The 25,757-nt window shown below is 35.6% G+C and carries 16 protein-coding genes; 1 reads left to right on the forward strand and 15 read right to left on the reverse strand.

Translation table 11 applies throughout. The features are described 5' to 3' along the window. Nucleotides 1-192: 192 nt before the first annotated feature. The 11 genes from AC3B7A_RS03340 to AC3B7A_RS03390 all read right to left on the reverse strand — a co-directional run bounded on the left by AC3B7A_RS03340 (nt 193) and on the right by AC3B7A_RS03390 (nt 13,942). Entirely contained in the window at nt 193-1,179 is a 987-nt protein-coding gene (locus AC3B7A_RS03340; RefSeq protein ID WP_489756312.1) for an acyltransferase family protein, read from the reverse strand. A gap of 135 nt (nt 1,180-1,314) precedes the next feature. Beyond that, nucleotides 1,315-3,009, reverse strand: a complete 1,695-nt coding sequence (locus tag AC3B7A_RS03345; RefSeq protein WP_489756313.1) for a hypothetical protein — start codon at nt 3,007-3,009, stop codon at nt 1,315-1,317. 78 nt (nt 3,010-3,087) lie between these two features. Further along, entirely contained in the window at nt 3,088-4,098 is a 1,011-nt protein-coding gene (locus AC3B7A_RS03350) for an AI-2E family transporter (protein WP_489756314.1), read from the reverse strand. 27 nt (nt 4,099-4,125) lie between these two features. Then, entirely contained in the window at nt 4,126-5,595 is a 1,470-nt protein-coding gene (locus AC3B7A_RS03355) for a hypothetical protein (protein ID WP_489756315.1), read from the reverse strand. Nucleotides 5,596-5,925: 330 nt separating this feature from the next. After that, the gene (locus tag AC3B7A_RS03360; RefSeq protein WP_489756316.1) at nt 5,926-6,420 is read right to left on the reverse strand and encodes a sigma-70 RNA polymerase sigma factor region 4 domain-containing protein; all 495 of its coding nucleotides are present in this window, start codon (nt 6,418-6,420) and stop codon (nt 5,926-5,928) included. A 176-nt stretch (nt 6,421-6,596) separates the two neighbouring features. Next, nucleotides 6,597-6,986 (reverse strand): hypothetical protein, encoded by a 390-nt coding sequence (locus AC3B7A_RS03365; RefSeq protein ID WP_489756317.1) that lies wholly within the window; start codon nt 6,984-6,986, stop codon nt 6,597-6,599. 2 nt (nt 6,987-6,988) lie between these two features. Then, the gene (locus tag AC3B7A_RS03370; RefSeq protein WP_489756318.1) at nt 6,989-7,363 is read right to left on the reverse strand and encodes a hypothetical protein; all 375 of its coding nucleotides are present in this window, start codon (nt 7,361-7,363) and stop codon (nt 6,989-6,991) included. Between the two features lie 763 nt (nt 7,364-8,126). Continuing rightward, on the reverse strand, nt 8,127-9,041 hold the full coding sequence (locus AC3B7A_RS03375) for a peptidoglycan recognition protein family protein (RefSeq protein WP_489756319.1): 915 nt from the start codon (nt 9,039-9,041) through the stop codon (nt 8,127-8,129). Nucleotides 9,042-9,253: 212 nt separating this feature from the next. Next, a complete protein-coding gene (locus AC3B7A_RS03380; RefSeq protein ID WP_489756320.1) occupies nt 9,254-10,369 on the reverse strand; it encodes a glucosaminidase domain-containing protein in 1,116 nt (371 codons plus the stop codon). Nucleotides 10,370-10,956: 587 nt separating this feature from the next. Then, nucleotides 10,957-12,213: an ISL3 family transposase gene (locus AC3B7A_RS03385; RefSeq protein ID WP_489756321.1), complete on the reverse strand. Its 1,257-nt coding sequence runs from the start codon at nt 12,211-12,213 to the stop codon at nt 10,957-10,959. 190 nt (nt 12,214-12,403) lie between these two features. Next, on the reverse strand, nt 12,404-13,942 hold the full coding sequence (locus tag AC3B7A_RS03390) for a hypothetical protein (protein ID WP_489756322.1): 1,539 nt from the start codon (nt 13,940-13,942) through the stop codon (nt 12,404-12,406). Between the two features lie 410 nt (nt 13,943-14,352). On the opposite strand from AC3B7A_RS03390, the gene AC3B7A_RS03395 reads away from it, so the two are divergent. After that, nucleotides 14,353-16,083, forward strand: coding sequence for a hypothetical protein (locus AC3B7A_RS03395; RefSeq protein WP_489756323.1), 1,731 nt, complete (start codon nt 14,353-14,355; stop codon nt 16,081-16,083). A gap of 49 nt (nt 16,084-16,132) precedes the next feature. Here the strand turns inward: AC3B7A_RS03395 and glpO are convergent, their stop codons facing one another. The 4 genes from glpO to AC3B7A_RS03415 form a co-directional block, all read right to left on the reverse strand. Beyond that, nucleotides 16,133-17,983: a type 1 glycerol-3-phosphate oxidase gene (gene glpO / locus AC3B7A_RS03400; RefSeq protein WP_489756324.1), complete on the reverse strand. Its 1,851-nt coding sequence runs from the start codon at nt 17,981-17,983 to the stop codon at nt 16,133-16,135. 425 nt (nt 17,984-18,408) lie between these two features. After that, the gene (locus AC3B7A_RS03405; RefSeq protein WP_489756325.1) at nt 18,409-20,811 is read right to left on the reverse strand and encodes an albumin-binding GA domain-containing protein; all 2,403 of its coding nucleotides are present in this window, start codon (nt 20,809-20,811) and stop codon (nt 18,409-18,411) included. A gap of 290 nt (nt 20,812-21,101) precedes the next feature. Further along, on the reverse strand, nt 21,102-22,742 hold the full coding sequence (locus AC3B7A_RS03410; RefSeq protein ID WP_489756326.1) for an SLAP domain-containing protein: 1,641 nt from the start codon (nt 22,740-22,742) through the stop codon (nt 21,102-21,104). A 379-nt stretch (nt 22,743-23,121) separates the two neighbouring features. Then, on the reverse strand, nt 23,122-25,560 hold the full coding sequence (locus tag AC3B7A_RS03415; RefSeq protein WP_489756327.1) for a hypothetical protein: 2,439 nt from the start codon (nt 25,558-25,560) through the stop codon (nt 23,122-23,124). Nucleotides 25,561-25,757 lie beyond the last annotated feature (197 nt).

Below are 25,757 nucleotides of genomic sequence, written 5' to 3' on the forward strand. Positions count from 1 at the left end.
AATTGCAATACCCCTTTTATTATGTTTACATACTCACAAATATTATATGTTTTCAGTAAACTAGTGTCAATAAAGCAAAACTAACCCCTCAGTAAATTTTAAAATTTAACCGATTGTATTTTCATAACTTGCTCTTTAGCCTTGATTTTCTGCGTTTTCATGAACTGATAATATCAATCAAATAAAGCTTTTTCAATACGCCCACGTCACTAAAACTTTCCAGCGCGTTTTCTGTAAAGCTAAAACTATTGAATATAAAATCAGGACTGCCAGTATGACTATCAAGAAACGCACCGTCGTGCTGTGAATTTGATAGTACAATAAATTATAACCAATTTTCATTAATAAGTAATGACTAAAATACATAAAAGTACTTAAGTTCCGCCACCAATGAGCATGCGGCAGTGTCAACGGAATTTTTAAAACCATAATAAATAGTAAGGGGGCTAGGAGTAAATACGATAATAACTGGTCAGTGTGTCCTTGTCTAGCAATCACATAATGTAATTCTAGATAAGCTAGCGCCACCAACACAATTAAACTAATAAGCAGCCACCGCCAATTAGGCCAGGTTTTTAATTGAGCCACAATTTGTCCTAAGTAAATATAAATGGGTCCCACCAAAATGGTACAAGCAATTAAAATTCCGGTATTGATTGGTAGATAAGCGCTAAAAATGACCACAGTCACAAAAATCATTAAGGCCAAGATTAAGCCTAGATTTTTGTAACGCCGCAACCACCAGTAAACAAACCACACCCCAAATAACAAGGCATTCAAATACCAGCCGACTAACATCGTCCACGGCCCAACTAACAACCACTGCGCACAAGTAAACAAAAAACGTGGTAAATTCCAACCATATTGTTGAAACGCGGGCCAAGCATCGCGCAAAATATAATAGCCATACAAAATAATCCAAAACAGATATAACTTACCAATCCGGCGTGTATAATTTTTCAAGGCCGCTAATCGATCATGATGAGTTTGAATATGACGCGCTAATAAAAAACTAGCCGCTATAAAAAATAAGGGCACAGCCATTCGAACAATTAATGTAAAAAAATTACTGTGACTGAGACGATTTAAAACCTCCACAAAGCCCGTATGAATACTAACCACGGCCATAGCCGCCAAGATTTTCATAACATCCAAACTATCAATTTGTTTTTTATGCATTTAGTTCTCTCTTTCTTGCAGCTCTTCTTAAGAGTCCTCTCAATTAGTTGGTAGAAGACTACTTTTTAATCATAACAAATAGCGAAAGTAATTTTTCACTTTCGCTATTTGCCAATTTCACTTTAAAACAGCAACTTAATCGTCACTATCGTCGTCATTATTAATTACTGAAACATTAACTTGTCCTTTAGTTAAATCACTTAACCGCTCTTGGTCAGCAGTCGATTTAACCAAAATACCAGCACTTAAACGTTGGGTCAACGGCAGGAGTTGTGAAACTTCCGTTTGTTGCTTTTTAGCATCAGCAATATAAGGAATTACTTGATAGTTAGCGTCTGGATACTCTAACAAAATCATGCAGACGGGTGAGCTCAACGGAGCAATGATCGTCGTCTTTTCATTCAATACCTTATTTACTAACCACCAAGCGGCAAAATCTTGTTCCGTTTCAAACGCTTGAACTAATAAATTGTTATGGTTAAACACTTGAACCCGAGGTTGTGCTTCTTGACAGTTCAATACGACTGCTAAAGTGCCATCTAAACGATAAAAATTCTTGCGCAATAGCTGATCTTTGGAGCGACTGTCAAAAAATTCCGTTACTAAGTTAATTCCGGCTTCATTTAAGTAATCCAAACTCAATAGTTGCCCATTATAGTAATGATAGACATTCGCTGGTTTGCCTTGATCATCTTTGATGACCTTCATAATCAAACTATCGCGTTCATAAATCCGATCAATATTTTGTTGCGAGTCTGTTTCTACGCGGGCATGAGGACTAACTTCAATCCCCATATTCAAATGCGACTTATTGGCCTGCACGCCATCCTCAGTTTGAAAATATTGGTACAAGTTAAGCAATTGTGATTCCGGATTAACCACTCCAGCATCCAAATTATCTTGCCAATCAGCAGCTAATTCTTCATCAAAATCTAGCGTCACCAAATTAGGCAAAACGTGAAAAGCATCCAAGTAAAAGTTTAGGTCACCTAAACTCGTAGCTGCTTCATCATCAGGAGAACTTAATTTTTCACTCAAAACTAAGTACTGCTGCCCTTTTTCAAATAAAACTTCTCCGGAAATCGCATCTGTGCCAAACCAACGTTTCAAAGAGTCATTAATTTGTTGAATTTGTTGCAAGTCATAATTAACATTTTGACCATACGGGTCTTCGGTACCTTGCTTTTTTTGTAAAGTTTGGTGATAAAAAGTCCGACTACTTAATAGCTGTCCTTTTAGGACATGTTTCAATTCTTTTTGTTCAGATTTTAAATTAGTTAATTGTTCTTCAGTGTGCCGCCACTGATTCCAACCGTTATTTTTGGAAGCCGTTTGTTCGTTAACTTCATTCACAGTTACTTCCGGTTGGTTAAAATTACTAGAACGATAAAGATTATTGTCATTATTTGCATTAGCAGGTGTTTGTACCGGATATTCAGCTACATCTTGAAAATAGCCCTCTGACTGATTAGCAGCCGATTGAGAATTTTGCGCTGGTCGCGCTTGAGTTGGCTGATTGGTCGGATTTTGACCTTGAATCGGCATTGATTGAGTTTGTTGACTCACTGGATTGTTCGGATTAGGACCCTGAATTGGCATCGTCTGCGTTTGTTGGCTAGCTGAATTATTCGGGTTTGGTCCTTGAACAGGCTGATTTGGAGTTGGTTGACTCACCGGATTATTGGGATTAGGACCCTGAATCGGCATGGTCTGCGTTTGTTGACTAGCTCCGTAATTATTGGAATTAGGCATATTAGGCGCCATTTGCTGTTCTTGGGGCTGATTGGGCGCTGATTGTTTATTGGAATGTTGCTTGTTAAATAATGACATATAACCTTACCTCACTGTATTCCTAACTAATACTCAGTTTAACATAAAATTAATGAACGAAACCACTAAGTTACCTAATTAAACTTTAATGGCTTTAACCTCTAATAAGTCTAAGAAAAACGTAAAAATGGGAATACCGACAATTAATCCCCAAGTACCCCATAATCGCTCAGCAATCAGTAAAACGACAAAGGTCACGAAAATGGGCAAATGCGTGCGACTGGACATTAATTTGGGATTTAAAACATAAGTTTCGAGCGTATGAATTAATAATACGGCAATCCAAATATACAACATTGCCTGCCAGCCACCAACTGAATAAGCAACAATTGATAGTGGAATCAAGGAGACAATGACGCCAGCCACCGGAATCATCGATAAAATAAATACTAAGACGGATAAACTCGGCACTCCCGGAAACTTCAAGATTAACATCACAATGGCGGTTAAAATCGTATTAACAATGGCAATAATTAACTGGGCTTCTAAAACTACCCCAAAAGTGTTAACAAATTTTTTCGCAAAATAATTAATGTCTTGAAAGAGCCAAGCCAAATGTCCGCGCTCAAACAAGCGGCCAAAATCATTCATTTTATCGGCTTCAAAACTGTAAAAATAACTTAACAAAAAAGATAACACAATCGTTACACCTAAAGCACCGACACTCGTCACATATTTAAAAATTTCGGTAATCCCAGTTTTAATCTGATCATCTAATTTTAAACTTTTGAGGCCATCTACTAGATAAGCGATGGTCGGATTATTTTGCATTTGATTACTATTATAAAAGTGCACCACTTTTTTACTTAACTGAACCGTTGACGTCACAATACTAGGAATATAATGAGTGGCAAATAAATAAATGACTCCCAAAATGATTAAATACAGCGGTGTAATAATCCAAATTGGTGACCACGAGAGGTACTTTTGAACCCAACGCAAAAAATTAATTGATAAAAAAGTAAAGATAAAGGTTAACAAGACAATGCTCATGATATCTTGCATTAACCAAATCAAAAAAATACACATGATTAAAACAAACGTGCGCCGTAAGGCTTGATTTTGAATAAACTCTCGATATAATTTCATTTCTACCCCTATATTTAAGTAAAGATTTTAATTCCAAGTAATATTAGCCGTTGGCAATTGCAACTTTAAATTACTAAAAGCGGTCCACGTCGTAGTCGTTGAATCACTGTCTGGTTGTTGCAATAAATACAACCGCCGGTGGTAAACACCAAATACTAAAAACTCGCCCGCTGGTGTATTAACCGTCTTTTGACTTTTATTATCCTGCATAATCGCCGGTTCCAATAAGGCGATATATTGGCGGGGCGGTTGCGGTTGCCCTTTAGCATCGACGCCCGTAAAAGCTTCGGGGTCTTGATTAATGCTGAATTTCCCCGCCAGATTAATTCCAATGCCGGCCAAAGTGCTGTCATTTTGATCAGCCAAAATTGCCACTAACTGCCGTAAATCAGCATTGGAAGTCAAAGGTGCTTTCTTCAAGTCTTGGTAATGCTCATATAACTTATCATATTGCTGACTCAAAGTCGGCGCACTTTTCGTGCTTTGATACAATAAAATACCATCATTATCTTGATCAGTCCACGGTTTTAAACCGTGACTAAAGAGTTGTAAACCTTGATCGTTTTTTTCTAAGCGATACTTGGCCAATTTAATATTATGACCATAACGCTTGGAGTTCGTGGTTAAATTCAGTGATTTAATCGCCGGATTTTGGGGATTTTGCCCCGCCGTCCAATACTTAACCGTTAAAACATTCGCTGGCTTAAAATATAATTTACCATATAAACTCGTTAAAGTTCCGGAAATTGTCTGTTGTTCGAGCATGACGGGATTGTCTTTATGCGGATTTTTCACACTTTGCTTGGCGTGAATATATAAAGTATTCGTAAAACTGCCGTGATCATCAATACTTAAATGCCCGTAAACTCGACTCAGCCCTAAAAGAGCCCGATAGTTATACTCACCCGCAATCGATTGTTGCTGTAATTGACTGCTAGCCGTTTTGTTGCTTGGTTGAATTAAATGTTTTAAAAGTGTAGGGCCTAATTGGTCGGAGTGCTTTGGCGTGAGATGTGCCTGCCGTTTTTGTTTTTGCAAGTGCCGGTATTTTTTATTTTTGGCATGATTGACTTCAGTAATTTGCCCTAATTTCCATTGCTCACCTTGATAAGTCACCTTAAAACCTTGGAGCTGATAACCAGCTACATGTTCCTGATAAGGCTTTTTGATTGCCAAAATCAGCTTAGGATGCGAAGTATTAATCGTAATTTCTTGTCCATCCTGATTGAGTTGAAAACTCGGATTGGCAAACCTAGCGTTCAAAACACTAGAACCTTTTCGATCACCAATTAAATTAACATGCTGAATGCCGACTGTTTTATTAGAATAAAAGCAAAAACGCTGTACACTTTGGTTTGGTTTTTGGTACAAATACCAAGCTGACTTAGATTGGACAACTTGTTGATTAGTCGGTTGGCGTTGACAACCAACTAATATGAACCAGATCATACTCCCAATTAAGAGCAGCGTTCCCCCGAAAATTTGCCGCTTCTTCATTAAATAATCCCCTCATTATTTACTAGATCTAGCTGTTTCATATGACAAAGTTTGATTAGTAAAATTATCATATCAGTTTTTCAAACTATGTATTTCCAAGTTAATTAAACAAGACTAATTATAGCAAAATTTCCCCACAAACCAAACATTTATTCACAAAAATCCAGTCCGCATAAAAGTGCTAATTTAATCAACTTAAATTACCACTAATTGATGATAAGACAATAGCCTTAAGTTAAGTTTCAACTTAAGTCCATTGTCTATTTGTTACCAAAATTTACTGAAATAAATAGGTTTCATTTTGTTTCTTACAACCAAGTTACGCTAGGTTCAATCAATGAGATTTTGGCGCAATTTTTGTTGCAGTTGAGCCCGCACTTTGCGTAAATAACGCGGACTTTTATGAACTTGATGAGCAATTTCGGTTAACGAATTGCCAGCAATTAAATGTTCCAACAAAATCTGCCGTTCTAAGGCCGACAAAGTTGCAACTTGTCGATAAAAATCATTCCAGTCAACAGTTGCTGGTTTGCTAGTCAGATCTGGTAAAAATAACAACTCTTCCACCGATTCATGCTGGCGTTGCTGGAGAAAACGTAATTGATCTTTCGTCCGCCAATTAATCTTTTGAAAAATATAGGGAGCAAATTGTTCAGCCGTTTGGGTAAAGGTAACCCAAGTTGTGGCATATAAAATTATTCCTTCTTGAAAACTATCATTATATTGGTCGTTATTGGGACGCAAACCAGCGCGTTTGAGGGCACCGCCAATTAAGCGTTGATTATCTAAGGCCAAACTAAAACCTTGTTGTAAAGTGTGACTCATTACTTTAAACTCCTTATCTTAAAAATGCCACAAGCGCTTGTGTAGTCTTAAGATAACAAGAATTTAATGGTTAATGAACTCGCGTTCAGCTAGCTATAATTAAGGATGAACACCTCATTATGCCCCTAAAATCGTCTTAATTACTGATAAAGGCGTCTTGAAAGCGGGAACAATTTTTACCACAAATAATGAGCTGAAAGCAAACTAGTCTGCCAAAATTGTAACTGTTCTTGTTGTAACTGCGGCGTTAACTGTAAGTCCGGGTCTTTCAGAAGATATTGTAAAACTCCTGTTTGGAAACTTTGCAAAAAATCTTTAACTTCAGTATACGAAGTCGGTAAATTCCGGTGTAATGAACATTGACATTGATCAATTTGCCGCAATAAACCTTGCCAAACAACCGGTTTTAATTCCAAACCTAATTCCTGCGCAGCTAATTGAAAAGCCGCCACACTGTACTGGGCATAAAAACCAGCTTGATGAACGGCAGACCATAAATCATGATGACGACTATAGTCAAACCGCAACTGCTGCCCCGTTTGATAACAAAAAGTTGCTTGTTGCATGGTCAAATCTTGAGCACAATCAATTTGCCAATGTAGACCGACCCAATCAGTACTACCATGACCAATGGCCCTAAAATAACTGATAGTGGGCGGGAACGGCCATGATATTTCACTAAATTACGGGAATGATAGAGATCAAAAATATGATTATGAAAATAATAGTTCCACAATTGCCGCGTAGTGTACGGCACACAAAAATAGCCTAATTGATGATCTAAAACGACGGTTGCGTATGGCGAACGACCCTGCAAATTAAAGATCGCAACCGTTTGCGGGGTTAATTGAAAGTCAGTGATAACTGGTAGATTTTGTTGTTCAATCTCAGCCAGCAGCACCTCCTTATCGACTGTTTGGTGCTGCAATAAAAATTCAGCCATAAAATCACTCCTTATTCTCCTAAATTTCCATGATTATTTGACAACCAACTAATTGCTGTCAACGATTACAAATTTACCGCTAATCAAAACAAAAAGCCACTGTTTTTGTTAAAAAAAGATAAAAAAAAGATAATTAATTAATTTACGTTAATTATCTGGCAATTTTTTTTAAAATTTATAGTACTAGCACTATAAATATAGTAAGCCAATCAAGGTACAAAAAAAGAGGCTTCGCCAAGAAAATTAACGCTCGTCTTCCGTAGAATTAAGCGAACATTAATTCATTATTGCGACCCAGCCTCTTTTCGATAAAACAACAATTAATTTAATGTTTGACAATCTTTTTTAAGAAAGGGAGAAAATCAAGGAGTTTTTCACTAACTGTTGTTTTATCTAGAAGTTAAAAGTAAATAGGGAAGCCAATACAAATATACGAACTAGACTTAATGTCCCTACTTTAACCGTTCAAGTACAATCAGATTAAACTCGTGCTAATCCCCGTTGACTGAGGTAATTAGCACTACAGTTTTAATCCGATTTGTAAAAATAATCACTATTTACTTTTAACCACAAAGAAATTGTATAATAAAATTTAATAAAAGTGACTATTTATGCTTATAAAATATTACATTGCAGCTTTATCATTATTAAAGTCATCAATCATTACCAGTTTCTAACTCAAACATTAATAATAATTATACAAAACATTAATTAAAAAGTTTAACTTTCACCACGGAAAATTAAACTCTTCAACGACGCTTAATTAATGAGTTGAATAACGTAACATCGTTACTTGCGTGCCAATGGCCCATTCAGTTGGGTCAACTTTATAATACGTAATTCCATCAACAACAGCAGACTTGTTATAAACCCACTTGGTAGTTGCAGGAATCACACGAGCATCATTTTTTACAAAAGTACCATCAGATTTACGATTGTATAAAGCAGAATAAGCTTGATCAGCATTAACTTGAATAATTCCGTCTTTACTATTGCCGGAATCATTAACCGTTCCGTTCAAGTTATTATAATAAGACTGAACTAGTTGATAGAACTGCCACATTGAATAGCCCCATTGATTGAACCAACCAATCGGATCCGTATGACCACCAGCGGAAGGATGATATTGGTTCACGGCATTATGTGACCAAATTGTACCGCTACCAGTACCATCAGCTAAAGACGGTGTTAAACCATATTTCTTTAACATGTAAGCCGTGAAGTAAGCTTGATTATTGACTGAACGCGCAAAGCCATCGTACGTACTTTCTTCGCACAATTCAATTTGAATAAAGCGTTGATTAGCCCAATAACCCGCTCCCCAAACACCATAATCAGTATTATGAATTTGTAAGATGTGATTAGCATCAGCAAACGCATGAACGTAAGTTTGGGCAGTTGGCCATTCCCGATTAAAATAGGTTACTTCATCCCAAGCAGTCGCACCTGGCGTTGCTGTTTCATGAATGACAACCCCTTCAGGCTTACCCACACCATTTTGATAACCAAACATTTGATCAAAAGTCCCATTGACTTGTTGAATATTGCTTGGCTGAATGTTATTGCGTTGAATATATTCATTGATTGTTTCAGCTTGAACTGATTGGTTATTCCAGCTAAACCAGATGAACAAACCACTCATCAATGAAATAAACAGCATTAAATTCCGTTTTAACATTGTTTTTCTCCTCAATCTTTAATCTCAACAATATTTTAACAAGAATCAAATTGCCCAACAAGAGCTTTAACAGTTGTGTAACATAAAAGCAAACTTTTTAACTGTTCTCCAAAATTATCTCCGCTTAAAAAGCATAAAAAAAGAAGCTTATGCAATAACGAACATTAATTCATTATTACATTTCTGCCTCTTTTAACAATTGCTTTTTAAAATTAACTCATCACCGTCGTATCAGCAGCTAAAACCCACTCATTGGCGGCAACACGATAGTATTGGCGACCATTGATTGTTTTGACCTTATCAGTCTTCCAATCAGAGTTTTTCGGCAATAACCGACCAGGAATCAAAGAACCATCAGACTTATAGAGCCAAGCATATTGATAGACATTAGTCGTCCGCACAACATGACGAAAGACTTGGACTTGTCCCTCAGATGGTTGAGCCGGCGTCGTGGTTGTTGCAGTATTACTGTTATTAGAGCTACTACTATTAGCACTAGAATTATTAGGTAAAGTTACTGAAGCAGCAGCTGTATTATCATATTGAGTTAGATTATAGGTTTCAATAATACTATTTAACTTGCTAGCGTAGGTTGGATCAGTAGCATAACGTCCTTGTAACCAAGCCGTTGCATCGCGATAACTAGTAGTATTCTCACGCCAGGTACCACTGTAGTAAGAACTATTCCAACTCAAACCGTAGCGCAATTTATCACCATTGTCGTTAAAAGATTCGAGATAGCTCGGATATCTTCTGAAATTAGCGTTAACTGAAATATATTGGCCGTTAACCCACTCTAAGGTTGGCATGGAAACTGAAGCACCATTATAGGAACCCTTAATCCCAAAAAGATTATAATTAGGTGCCTGAGACAAAGTAGAAGTTCCCCAGCCACTTTCCAAAATTGCTTGCGCCATCATTACTGATGGGTAAAGATTTCGTGAATTAGCAGCTTGTTGGGCATAAGGAGCAATCTGTTGAATAAATGCCTGTTGTGAAGAACTCGGAGCTGCAAAAGTAGCCATTTTCGGACTGAAAGCTGGTGTCGCCGTTGGAGCCACTGGACTAACTGTTGGATCAGTATCTTGTGCCACGACTACTTGTCCATTATCTTGCGCCGCTTGGGTCGCCTGAGCCGCAGTTTGATCAGTAACTTGCGTTTGCGCATTGGCTTGAGATTGATCTTGAACTTGTTTTTTAGTATCAGTTTGTGCATCAGTCGTTGATGCAGTTTGATCAGCTGCTTGAATAATATTCGTAACACTCGGAATTAAAGAAGTGGTTAATAAGGCAGCTGTCAAAGTTGACGTTATGAAATTTTTCTTCACGAAAATCCCTCCAGAATTAATTACACTTCGATATTACCGATCTTGAGGAATTAATGCAAGTCATTAGCCAATTTGTAATTAAATTAACATATTACTTCCATCAATAGGAAAACCATAAAAAATTTCATTGAAGCTTTATGTTAACAAATCAAAGAATAACCATCATTAAATTACATTAGTAATCCGTATAACAGTTGAATAATCACTCATATAATTTTTATTGATTTTTCATAATTCAGGTCTTATAATAACTACTAGTTGCAGTAATTGTTCATTATTGCAATTCCCCAGATCAATAGTCTTTTAGACTATAATCAGTACTTAATTTGTATTGATGAATTTCATTGAGCAAAGAAAAAACTAGTTCAAGTCAATTTGAACTAGTCTTTTTTGTCTTTGACACACAAAAAAAGGATTCTATGTAAAGCAGTGTTGATAATTAATTTTTTAGCTAACTAGATTAGTAATTGGTCTAGTTAGTTTTTTTTGTTTACTTTTCAGTCGTCATTTTTTAATTCTAAGCTATTTTTGGGTATCTTAAAGGTACCCAAGCTGTTGGGCTTTTAAAAATTATTTAATTGTTATCGTTAAATCTGTAAACTGGGTAAACATTCCAGTTTAATGCGTAAGCGGAAATTATCCCAATTGCGAAAACCATAACTAGTTCGTTTGATTTTCTTGATCTTACTATTCAGACCTTCGATAGCACCATTATTGTACTCATAGCGACAGCTATTTAAAACGGCTGTTAAATGCTTACGCAATGATTTAATTGTTTGGTCCATCTCATTATGCAGAGGTCGATAGTCATTCAAAATAGTTTTCAAAAGATGAGCATTTCGCGTTTTCACAGCGGTTAATAGCTGTTGGTAAACTTCATAAGCAGCTTGAAACTGACAGTCTAAGGCTAAACCAATATGCAATAAATTGACTTGCGTGTCATAATAACCAACTTTGGTTTGATAATTCATTTTTTTAGCTTCCAAATTTTCAAAATTAGTTAAAAACAGCCGCCAATAACCTTTTAAGATCCAATAGTCACGACTCCTGTGGACACAGCCTTCCATTACCCGTTTACGAATGGAGTTCAGTGACCGATTAGCCATTTGTACTAGATGAAAACGATCAAGGATGATTTCTGCGTTCGGGAATAGTTTGGGAATAAAATTAATATAGGCAGCATTCAAATCAACGACAATGGTCTGCACTTGTTGCCGATTTTCTAAAGAAAACCGTTCAAAATAGTGTTTCAGATCTTTAGTTAATCTGGTGGGTAAGGTATCTAATAAACGGTGACTTTTGGCATCCATCAAGATAAAACTATAATTCTTTAAAGCTTTAAATTCATCAAACAAAAGATGTTTAGGTAAACGATAAGTTGGATAGCCCAACAATCGCTGATAGTTTTGGTTTAAGACATTTTGCACAGTGGTGGCTGAAACACTATATCTTTGGGCAATATCTTTGAGTGACTGATTCTTGCGTGCAGCCAGGGTTACACAACGATAAACATTTAGGGCAATATGACAATGTGGTTTGACAATATCAGTTTGCGCGACTGTTGTGGAATGACATTGTCGACATAAAAATCGTTGTTTCTTTAGAACTAGATATGATAATTGACAGTGATTGTCTGGTAGTAAAATACGAACTTTTATAGTTCCATACTTAACTATGTTTCCAGTAAAACCACAATTAGGACAACGTTTTAGAGGATAAGATAAAGTAGCATGAAACACCAAAGCACTCTTACCATTAATAAATTGACGCTTAACAGATTCAAAATTAATGTTTTGATCTTTAATTCCAAGAATTAAACTGGTAGAATAATTATCTAAGGGCATTGTTTTTTCCTTCTTTCAATAGGTTTAGACGACTAAATTGTAACATAGGGAGGCAATGTTCTTTTTTGTATCCAAAAATAAATTGGTATACATAAAAAAAGTGCCGATGAAATCACTCATCAACACTCAATATTATAGAACCAAAAAAAGCCTCTCCAAAGAGAGACTTTCATAATTAACTATTAGTTAATTAGTCGGCAACAGCTGTACCAGAAACTGAAGAAATCCATTCTGTAGGTGAAACTTTATAGTAAGTTGTATCACCAACAACAGCCTTCTTGTTATAGAACCATTTTGTATTACTTGGAACTACACGAGCTGGATTTGCTACAAACTTACCATCTTTGATGTTGAATAATGCTGCATAAACACCATCATTAGAAGTAGAGAAGACACCTTTTTCTTTACTTTGAGTAATTGTAGCAGCATTACTATTATCAGAATTTGAGTTTGAAGAATCAGCAGCAGTAAATGTTACATCATCAGCAGAAACATATTCCTTAGGTGAAACTTTGTAGTAAACTTTACCATCTACTAAGTGTGTTAACTTGCCATCAACAGCCCAGCTGGAGTTAGCAGGAATAACACGAGCAGCAATGATGTTACCTTGACGATCATATAATTGTGCATAAGTTACAGCAGGTTTAACAACAGCAACACCCTTAACTTTTTCAAGAGAAGTTCCTTCTGTATTTTCAGCTTCAGAACCTGTTACGTTAATAGAACGATTGAAAGTAAAAGCACGTGCACTACCATCAACTCTTGATCCATTAGCAAAAACATTTATACCATCAGCAGCTAAATCATCAGGAACTGTAACTGTAATTTGTTGACGATACTGATAAGTCGTTGGTTGATCTTTACCATCAGTTTTTTCAAATTTTGAAACTTTGGTAGCCTCATCACCAGTAGCTTCAGAAACAGATTTCCAGCCAGTTGAGACACCTTCATAATTGGTAGCGTTATACTGAACATCAACATTTGTATTTGCACCGTTATCAAAAGCAGTAACTGCCTTACCATTTTGATCCTTAGCTGACACATTTGCAGTAGCACTATACATATAATTTGATACCGGTGTACCGGCTTTAACCTCTAAACTACCAGGTGTTGTCAAATATAAAGTACTGATTTTACTATTAGAATTATTTGCAGCTTTAACGTTCATTGTAAATGACTTGGAAGCCAAAACTTTATTAGCATCATTGCTATCATAAATAGTATAAGTTGCTGTTATACTACCACCATTATCATTAATGTCTTGAAGTTTATTTGACAATTCAGTACTATTGTTTAACTGTAAATCACCGGCTTTGACAGTAACTTTAACAGTATTACCCTTAATATTATCCGTAACTAATGATTCATCATTATTTACAGGGACACTACTTTGGAATGACTTCAAAAATCCAACAGCATGATTAGTGGTATCCATAATATCATCAACATGAAGGCCATTATTAGCAAATGCGGTCTTCAAAGAACCAGAAGCATCCGCAAAAGCTGCTGAACCTAAATCACCACTAGATCCTGTTTTGCTAAGATCATAATTCAAACTTGTATTTTGTACGGCATTCAATACGTTAGCTGCATCTGTTGCATCTGAAGCAGCGTCAGCTTTAACGATTTGTGTACCGGAAACGGAACTAATTGCTGGGGCAGCGATTGGGGCAACAGCTAACAAAGTAGCAGCTACGACACTAGCACCCATTAATGAAGTTTTCTTCATAATTGGTATTCCTCCTCGAATTACATATAATTAATTTATAAAAGATACTGACATTATAACATTAATAGCAAAGGATCAACAAAATGTTCGCTGAATAATGGTAACTTGGTAGTCGTCGCGATCCATCGTTAATCTTAATTGCTTATCAAATATCTTTTTTACCAACAATGCTATTTTAACTCATTAACCAGCTTTTGCAAGCGATATTTATTGTCTGACAAGAATATTATGAATTCGTAAATATTTTGTTACACAATTAACACATTCTGCCAAATAATCAAGTTTTAACTGGGCAAAATGCCATCTTAATTATTAAGTTTTCTTAATTTAACGTCAATTTGAGTTGTTTGCTGAATTTAAAATCGCTATGATTATAGTTAAAATTGATTCAAGTTGAGGGTTACAAATCTATGAATACAAAAAAATTCAAAAAAAATATTGTTCTAATCTTACTTTATTTGCTGTTAGCCGCTAGTTTCGAATATATGTATTGTTATCATAATTTCATCTGGAGCAGTGATTTACAATTTCATCTGGAACGCATTAGCGAACTAGCCCAAACTAAATTGGGAAATTTCCCTTATATTGCTACCCATACATTTGCTGGCATTGGTTCTTTAGTCAATCTGTTTTATCCTGCCCAATTATTATCTCCGTTAATTATCTTCATGAAGTTTTGCAATAATGATCTGCTAGCCTTATACCTTTATCTAGGATTACTAAATTTTTTGACGCTGTTAATTACCGATTATGCTGTCTACTCCTTAACTAAAAATCGCTACCAAAGTGTCACAACTGCTTTATTATATACCTTTTCCTTTTATCGTATGGCCTGTATCTATGCCCATTTTGGGTTAGGCGAATTCATAGCTATGACTTTTTTACCATTAGTCCTAGTTGGAGCTATTAAAGTCAGTCATCAAGCAGGTGGCCGGGTTCAAACCATCATTGGCTTGAGTGGTCTCATTTATTCCCACCTCTTAACTGCTGTTTTGGCAGCTAGTTTAATTGGTCTCGTCTTAATTGGTCAATTACTCATTCAACGTCACTTCAAACTGTTAATGCACTGGTTACAAGTTGGCGCGGCGGTTTTAGTTGTTAGTTTTGGTTATTGGGGGCCAGTTTTCGAACATACTATTTTAATGCCCTCTAAATTGCAACCCACTAACTATCAATTAAACCAGGTTTTAGTCAGCAGCTGGGGCGACCAAATCAATACCCTCTTACACAATCGAACTTTCAAACCACATACTGTGGGCTTAGTGCTTTTAATCGGCGGTTTAATCGCTAGTGTTTATTTCTTATTCAAAGCTCAACAATCCCATTCCAGCAACAGAATTATTGCTCTTCTAGCTTTATTAACGCTATGGTTGCAAACTCCCGCATTTCCTTGGTCTTGGTTAAATCATACTAGTGTAACAGTAATTCAATTTGCATTTCGCTTTGGCACCTTTTATACCTTACTGGCCAGCTATCTATTAGGTCAATTACTTATAAAATTCAACAACAAGCAATTGATCTTCACTAAACGTTTCAAGCAAGCAAGGGGGCAGTTATCCATCAAATTAACCCTGCAATCCTTGCGCAACACTTTAACCGGAATTGTAGTGATAATTAGTTTGGCACTAACATTTTTAGCCATTGTTGACGTCGTCAATTACCGTAAAGATTGGAATAACTTAAATTTAAATCAAAATTCATTTCAACGCCCTATTCAAGTCGGTCAGCAAAATGCCAAAGTAGATTATTATCCAAAAAAAGCGCGGCCTTATATTGACGAATTATCCCAAACAATCGGCTACATTAATCAAAAACGTCAAGCTTTTCAAGGTACACCTGGTTTGAACCAGATGACCTATGACCTATCAACCCACCAAAAAAATAATACCTTTGATTTACCATTTTTAGTCAATGGTCCTAATTATCAAGTCTATAATCATGGGCAGCAAATTAACTATCAAATTTCACATCGAGGTACTTTCTTAATTAAAACAACTACCGAACAAAATCAAATTAAAATTGTTTATCAGCCAACCAGAATCGATCAATGGGCTAATTTGATTGCCATTCTTGGTGGTATCATGTTAATCATCAGTGGTTATAGTGCGTCCAAATTGCAACCAAAAAAGCCGGAACAGTAAACTATCAACATGTCTCCAGCCTCTTAATTGCTTCAAGCAAATTATCTTTTTAATTACGCGGATTAGACTTATTTTTAAGATAATCCAAACGCGTTTCTGAGATATATTGATCAAGTTCTTGTTCTTGTTGGCGCTTTTCTTCTGCCGACCAATTAAAAATATGCGCCATTTCATTCACAAAAGCTTGCTTTTTGGGTGCTAATAAATCCTGGTGGAACAAAATGTAAGTCGTGCGACGTGACAAATAATCAATCGGTGTCAAAACCATTTCTTGATCCACTGCATAATGTAAACTAATAGTCTCTGCTAGAGTCAAGCCTGGCGCTGGCGAAATTCGTCCAATGTATTCAGCAACTAGATTCGAATTGGAGCCATATAGATTAGCCAAAGCCCGAGCTTCCGTCGAATTAATGCCTTTACTAGTGAAAATTGACTGGTAATAATCCATCGCTTGCTGGACGCGAGCGGGATCAAAATGCCCCCCTGATACTTGTAACTTAGTAGAATCAATTTCTTCTAAATTAACATTAAAATTATTAGCCAAAGCCTGACGAATGGCCACCATTGCCCCAGCAGACATCTTACGATAATCTGTAATCTTACCGCCTGCTAAGCTAATCAAACCATCATCACCAATATCTAGCGAAGAACCGCGGGAAATTTGACCATTATCTAAATTTTTTTCCGCATTGGTGGTTTTTAAACTACTAATAATTTTTTCAACGTCACGCCGTTTAGCAAAACCACGATTGTAATCGTCAATAATTTCTACTAATAAATTAAAGCTTTCATCAGTAATTTTACCAATATTAGAGGTGCCACCGTTATAATCCGAACTACCGTTGGACTCCAGTAATGGACGTAAGCCGACCCAACTAGCTTCAATATCATCCAAGGTGATTTTTAAAGTAGGAAAACGATTATTAATCGCCCGCAAAAGGTAATCAACATCTTCTTGTTCAACCAAGGGATGTTGGTAATCACCGTAATAATCAGTATCCGTGGTGCCAAAATAAGTCTTACCTTCACGAGGAACAACGAACAACATCCTTCCGTCTCCTTCACCAGAATCAGAATACGTTGGCTGTGAAACTGGCAGGCGACGATGATCAACGACCAAGTGAACGCCCTTGGTTGGCCGAATAATCTGTCCTAAACCATTTTTAGCATCCAAATCGGTAAATTTGGATGACCAGGGGCCGGTTGCATTCAACAACAAGCGGGCTTGAATTTTAAACTCTTCATCAGTTAATAAATCTTTTGCTACTACTCCATCAGCAACTCCCATCGAATCATGGGTAATTTGATTAACCTTCACCCAGCTAACGGCTTGTGCTCCCAATTCGACAGCGCCTTTTATATTTTCAATTACTAGACGAGAGTCATTATTAACAAAGTCTAAGTAGACACCGCCGCCTTGTAAGCCTTCCTTTTTCAAATAAGGATCCCGTTCTAATACTTCATCACGTTTAAGTAATTGATTAGCATATTTACCACCACTAATGCCAGCAAAGCGATCATATAAATCCATCGCTACTTGAATGTTTTGCATATCAAAAGTTGAAAAATCCGAATTATAAATGGGCATCAACATGGGAAATGGTCGTGGAATATGTGGCGCAATTCCTTGAACAACTTGCCGTTCCGAAACAATGTCAGAGACCACGCCAACGTCAAAAGTTTTTAAGTAGCGAATACCACCATGAACTAATTTGGTAGAACGTGAACTGGTGCCACCGGCAAAGTCTTGCATTTCCACTAAACCAACTTTAGCGCCACTAGCGGCTGCTTGAATAGCTACTCCAGCACCAATGATTCCGCCACCTATGATTAATAAATCAAACTCTGTATTTTGTAAATTTTGAATAATACTAGCTCTTGTTTTGTAAGAAAAATCCACCCCGATATCCCCCGTATTCTTTGAATTATGGTGAATTCCCCGAAATCACCTATATTTTATACTACTCAAATTACAATAAAATAACAATTGATAATAAGAAATTCCACCTAAGATTCGCATAATTGCAACACAATTTTGAAGTGAATCTTCAAAAGTGGAATTTTTGCAAACTCAAGAAATGAAAAAAATTTCCAATAGTACTTTGCTTCCATTATAAAGACGTTTTGATAATTAATTCTCAGCTAACTGAATCACTAATTGTTTCAGTTAGTTTTTTATTGAGAGTCGTCAAGTTTTTGATTTTAAACAACTAATAGCGATGCAATTTTTTGTACCCAAAACTACTTTTTTACATAAAAAAAGCGCCGATGAAATTATTCATCGACACTTAATATCATAGAACATGAAAAAGAAATCTTAAAAAATTAGTTAGCTATTGCACTACCATCATCAGAACTAACCCAGTCAGTTGGGGTTACTTTGTAGTAGGTCTTGCCATTAAAGACAGCCTTCTTATCATAACGATAGCTAGAATTACTTGGCAAAACACGGCCAACATTAGCAACAAAACTACCGTTCTTTAAACCATAAAGAACTTTGTATTGACCATCATTCTTAGTTGTAACAACACCCTTCTCTTTAGTTGTTGTCACAGCACCAGCAGACGCGAAACTAACATCATCAGCCAAAATATATTCATTGGCAGCTACTTTATACAATTGACGGCCATCAGCTAATTTAAGAACCGAAGTTGTCTTCCAAGCTGAATTATTAGAAACAACACGACCTGGAACGGCTTGACCATTCTTATCGTATAATTGAGTAAATCCAGCTTTGGTAACAGTCACAATTCCCTTACTTGGAGTCGAGGTTGCAACATTATTTGTTTCACTGGTGGAATTATTGTCATTAGATGATGGTGTTGTTGAAGTACTGCTACCACCATTGCTTGGCAAATTAGGTGTAGTAGAAGGTTTATTAGGTTTAGCAGGCTTATTGGGAGTTGAAGGTTTATTAGATGTTGTATTATCTTGATCAACAGCTTGCTTAACAATTCCCTTAATATTGTTAATAGCAGTTTCTTTAAATTGATTTACTTGTTCAACTGTTTGGGCTTTATCAATATCATTATTTTCATAAGCTGCTTTAACAGCATTATGGGCTGCAGCTTTCATCTTATCTGAAACATTTAATTTATTAATTTGTTTATCTGTTTCATCTGCAACAGTCTTTAATTCAGACTTAGCAGTTTGTACAGCGTCACTCAATGATGATTGAGAAACAATACTTATGATATTGTTAATATCAGTTGCTTCAAATTCCTTTATTTGATCGAATGTTGTTGCTTTATCAATTTCAGTATTTTCATAAGCTGATTTAATGGCATTATGGGCTGCATTTTTCATCTTATCTGAAATATTTAATTTATCAATTTGTTTATCTGTTGCTTCAGCAATAGTCTTTAATTCATATTTAGCAATTTGCTTAGCATCATTTAATGAAGTTGTTGAAGGTTTTGAATCGTTTTGATCAATTGCTTGTTTAATAACACCCATAATATTATCAATAGCAGTTAATTCAAATTGATTTACTTGTTCAACTGTTTGAGCTTTATCAATATCATTATTCTCATAAGCTGCTTTAACAGCGTTACGAGCTGCAGACTTCATTTCATCTGAAATATTTAATTTATCAATTTGTGTCTTGGTATTATCAGCAATAGTCTTTAGCTCAGATCCAGCGTTTTGTTTAGCGTCTATTAAATATGATTGAGAAACAATACTTTTAATATTATTAGTGGCAGTCGTTTCAAATTGATTTACTTGATCAACAGTTGTAGCTTTATCAAGTTCAGTATTTTCATAAGCTGCTTTAACGGCATTATGAGCTTCAGTTTTCAAATCATCTGAGATATTCAATTTATTAATTTGAGCATCAGTTTCATCAGCAACTGATTTCAACTCAGTCTTAGCTGTTTCACGAGCTTCATCTAATTCGGCAACACCTTTAATATTACCGATAGCAGTAGCTTCAAATTGATTCACTTGTTCAACTGTTTGAGCTTTATCAATATCATTATTCTCATAAGCTGCTTTAACGGCATTATGCGATGCAGTTTTCATTTTATCGGAAATATTAAGTTCATCGATTTGAGCATCAGTTTTATCAGCAACTGATTTCAATTCAGTCTTAGCTGTTTCACGAGCTTCGTTTAGATCAGAAGCTTGTTTTATCACATCTTTAATATTATTAATATCAGTTGTTTTAACTTCATTTACTAAATCAGCCGTTGTAGCATTTTTCACATCTTTTAGGGCAACATCATAAGCTGCTTTAACGGCCTTATGTGCTGCTGTCTTTAAACTATCAGAGATTTTCAAACCATCAATAGCATTATCCGTTGAATAAAAAGCCGCACTCAGCTCTGATCTAGCTGAATTTTTAGCATCATCAACTGTCGTTGCTTGTGAAGTAATATTATTAAAACTAGTTTCAGTATTTTCTACTACATCATTAACTTTAGACTCAGTATCAGTACCAGGATTATTCAATAAAGTATTAAATTGATCGTAAATATTTTTTGCAACAGCCAATGAACTATTTTTAGCTTCATCTGACATATTTGCAGAAGCAATAGCATTTTTAATGTTAGTATAATCTGAATCTATAGTGGCCTTAGCTGCGTCTTTAGCATCAGACAAAGCATCTTGTGTAGAAATGGTATGATTTGCATCAGCTAAAACGTTAGATGCTTGGGTAGCAACTGGAGCAACCGCTAACAAAGCGGCAATAACAACTCCAGAATTTTTAAAAATTGTTCTTTTCATTTTAAAATTCTCTCCCTTTAATAATTAATTAAACAACTATATATTAACACAAACATTAAATAATATTAACAGTTTTTTCTATTTATTAACGAAGAAAAGAAATATTTTTAACGATGTGATATTTTTATCACATAAGTTTAACATTATAAAGATTTAAGATAATTCAAATTGAAATAAAAAAGTTAATCCAAAATGCCAATTTAAATATGTTCAAATAAATAAGCTTACATAAAAAAGTGCCGATGAAATTACTCATCGACACTCCAGATTATCAAATCAATTTTTAAAAATTAATCGGCAATTGCTGAACCAGCAGAAGCACCACTAATCCAATCAGTTGGTGTTACTTTGTAGTAAGTTTGACCATCAACAACAGCTTTCTTGTCATAACGATAAGCAGAATTACTTGGCAAGACACGAGCAGCGTTAGCGGTAAAATTATTGTCCTTTAAGTTATAGAGTACTTTGTATTGACCATCGTTCTTAGTTGTAACAACACCCTTTTCCTTAGTTGTTGTCATCGCACCAGCCGCTGCAAAGCTCACATCAGCAGCAGAGATATATTCATTAGCAGCTACTTTATAAAATTGACGACCATCAGCTAATTTAATTAAAGAAGCAGATTTCCAAGCTGAACCATTAGGAACAACGCGACCTTCAATGGCTTGACCAGTTTTATCGTACAATTGTGCAAATCCAGATTTAGTAACTGTTACAACACCCTTACCAGCTTTATCAGTCGTTGCCGGTGTGTTAGCTACAGGTTGATCAGTACTTGGCGTGGAAGCAACGTCAGCTGAACCACCGTTAACTGTATTAGAAATATTTGGAGTATAACCTACTTTTAAAGTTAAATTGATGGGATCTCCAACTTTAACACCATTTTCATCAGTAACTTGTAAAGTTTGTTGGATACTGCCACCATTATTTGCAATAGCCGTTAATTCCGGTTTTATAAAATCATCATCAGTACTAATATGATTGTCAGAATCAACAACACCACCATCAGAAACTGGAGTATTATTGCCAACATTCTTAATTTCCTTCTTATTATTTACAATAGCGTTAGCAGTAATCTTATAATTATCTACAACTAAAGACATATCTTTAGCAGTATCATCATCACCTTTATAGAAAGCACCAGCAATGCCTTGAACTTTACCAGAAGCGTCTACAAAAGAGTTAAGATTTTCAGCATTATGAGTTATTGAGTTAGCATTACCAGAGTACACTTTAAATTCATCTTTTGTCATAAAAACAGTTCGATCAGTAACAAAGCTCTTAATAAACTTATTAGCAATCTCTTCATTAGTTGGGACATGAACTGTTAAAGTAACTGGATTTACATCAGTATCAACAGAGTTATCAGAATTCAATATTTCTAGTTTTTCTTTAACATCTCCGCCTTGACTGCCAATTGTGGATAATTGATTATTAATAGCAGTTTTATTATCATCCTTAACTTCTAATGATGGATTATCACCAATAGTTACCGTTGAACGAACATAATAATTAGGCTTAAGTGAATGTGCATCGGAAGAAATCTTCCAAGCAGCTAAACTAGAAGAAGTGCCCTTATAAAAATTATTAGCTAATGTAGAAGTCGTTAAAGTGCCATCGTCATTTATAAGTCCATCGTGAGAATTACTATTACCATCTGCCTTAGCCATACCAAGTGCTTGGCTCTTATTTAAAAACTCATACGGATCTGAATTTGTTAATAAGTCATGAGCTTCACTTCTGCTATAAAATCCCACATTTTGATCAAAGCCATTCATAAAATCATTCAAAATGGTTTTATCACTCTTGTTTTGATCTTCAATTTGTGTTTGCACATCCGCAAAAACACTAGGTACTTGGGTTGCAATTGGTGCAACAGCTAATAATGCTGCAACAACTACGCTTGAACTTTTTAATGTATTCTTTTTCATGTTCTTATCAGCTCCTATATAACATTTATTATACATCCTTAATAATAGCACACTTTTAATTAATAGTATTACTTATTTATCATTTAAATTATAAAATTTCCCATACAAAACCAAATCAGTTTCCATTCAATAAATAATACAATAGATAATTAAAGCAACCATTAGCTTTTTATATTCAAATCATAATCTTCAACGCATAAAAATAAAAGGCTTTCATTAATTAAAAATCAAAATTACTAAGACAAATATAATATTCCAAAACCAATTTAACCGTACTACACAACTGTCAGGTCGTCCAATATTAAGCATTATCAATATGAAAACACAAAAATAGCAAGAGTAATTCAACAACTCTTGCTATTGCTATCATTATTTAATTTTAGTTTAAGCTCTGAACAATTGACCAAGTAATATTGCCATCATATTGACCGGCTGGCCTTCGTGGAGGCGCATATAAATGCCACTGAGCAGCACCAACATCCGTTGTTAAATCCGCATGTTGATCACTACCCTTAATTTGTGCTGTTTCTTTTTTGATTAAAGCTCCACCTTGGGTAATAGGAATATCCTTAAAATATAAAAACGGTGTCGCTGCTGTTGATAAGGGTAAATTAGTCATTGCATGGCTGATTTTAGTATCATCTTTGTCATTATCGTAAGCTACATAGACCTCATAACCATTATTTCGGCTAGCAGCTTTTAGGAACGAACTAATAACTAAGGTTTCGGTTTCTTTTCCTGATTCATTAATAGTTCTTTTATTTGTAACTTCCGCTTGATAAGAGCTACCAAAGTCAATTGTTTTAGGCGTACTTAGAAAATAAACATAATCTTGCCGATTTAGTGTCACATCGGAAGCATTGCTTGTACTGTTTCCATCACTCAAAGCGCCTGACGCAGTCGCAGTATTAGCCATTTGCACATAGCCACTGTCGTAAGCTCCCTTAGAACTATTACCAGCTTGTGCTTGCCAAGTAATCTCAATCTTCCCTGAGGTAAAAGCAGTACCATTTTTTCGGACGACTGTTAAATTTTTAAAACTTTTAGGGCTGTTTGGATCATAGCCACTCAAAGTTAATTCTTCTGCAGAACCACTATCGGGATAAAAGGTCGCCTTTAAGGTATCAAAATTGGTTGTCAGACCGTTGTGCCAAGTATTTTTGATCTTCAGTGGTCCATTTAATTGCAATGAATTAGTCGATTTCATTTGATAATCTAGTTTAAAATCAATCAAATCACGGGGAACATACACTGTATCCGGTGTAAAACCAGTATCTTTTCGCGTTTCATTCTTCACAGTTTGCGTAAATTTAGCAGCATACGGCCGATTAGAAACGGTAAAGTTAATAGGATTGGCTGAAACTGTCGTGGTCGGTGTATCTATAAATTTAGTATCTTGACCAGTTACCGAGGCCGTTGTCGTCAGAAGCCCAGCTTTCTGATCATCATCAATTTTACCCGTAAAATCAATCGTCACATCTTCATTACTATCCACTGCTACTTTTGATAAAGATAAATCGCCCGTCGTTTTATCATAGCTAGCAGCATCACTGGTATAAGCGCTTGTAGTTTGATTAACGTTAGTTTTAGTAACTTTAATACTGTTTGGATCAACTGTCACACCAACTGGAACTAAATGGCTTAATTTATTAATTAGCCAAGAACCATTAAAGCTCTCATTATGAATCTTAAGCGAAAAGTCAAGTTGATCTCCAGAATAATTATGACCATTACTTCGTGAGGCATTTTTGTAACTTTCAGTTACTTGAGGATTAGATTGACCGCCAGGCCAAGCAACAACTTCTGTACCATAGCTTGCCGTTTGTCCTGGGTTTAGATTCGATGTGTAAGGCCACAATAAACTGTAGCTATAACCTTTTTGGAAATCACTTACCGGCGTAATATCTTTACCAGCTGGATAATTTTTAGTTTCCAGACCAGTTAAATTACTGAGATCTGTTCCCTGCCAATTATCACCACCAATAGTATCCATATTGGCATTTTGAGCAGTTATAAAACGATCTGGTCCATTAGTCGTATCAAAATAAACACTAAACACATAGTTAGAAGGAAATTCTGGGTTCTTAGATTTAACATAAATTCCACGGTTATTCCCCAGTGAATAGATTGTAAACTGAGTTGGATTTTTGTTATCCAACATGTAATAAGCGGTATCTACGCCTCCAGTCTCTAGAGTGCGACAGTCCATTATTTCATAAGATTGAGGTTCATTAGATTGATTTTTAATAATTAATTGTTGTGAAACTCTTTGCGGGAAAGATTGGGAAGGCTTTAACAGAATTTCAACTTCCAAATCTCCATTTCTTAAATAGCCCATCATTTTTTCGGCACGAATAGTACCAGAGCTATCTCTTGAACAAAAAATAGAAAGATTTTTTAAATTATGAATCACGTTACCATTAGTTTTGTATGTTAAATCGTTAGCTTTATCAGAATCAAAAATTCTAAATCCGGTATATGCGGCCTGATTGTGAAAGATTCCATCGGCTCCACCTTTATAAAGAGAAAACTTACGTTCTAAAACATGGTGCGTAGGATCCTTAGCTGCCTCAAAGAATGGATTAATGGGCAAAGTATCAGGCTCAGAGATCCTTCCATACAATACGTTAGACAAATTACCAAATGTAAATCCCATATACTCTTTATCAGAGGTTTTATTAGATATCGGTACTGTATTATAACCAACATCATTATAAAATAAATCAATTTTAGATTCCCACCCACTGATTCCATCATCAATATCAGTCGGTTGTGGATCAGCCAAGACGGCTTTCACAATTGAAGCCTTGTTTTCCAATAGTACTACACTAAACAGCACCAAACAGGACGCTGTCAAAACTTTTCCCCATATTTTGTTACGCATCATTTTTCCCCACAGAAAACTTTTTACTTAACATTAAAGAAATATTTACATATGTACATTTTAGCACATTTCAATTCCAGTCAAAATCCAGCATCACCCACTAAGCTAGTGTCAAGCACTAATTTTAATTA

This window comes from Bombilactobacillus sp. ESL1202 (genome assembly GCF_058107125.1).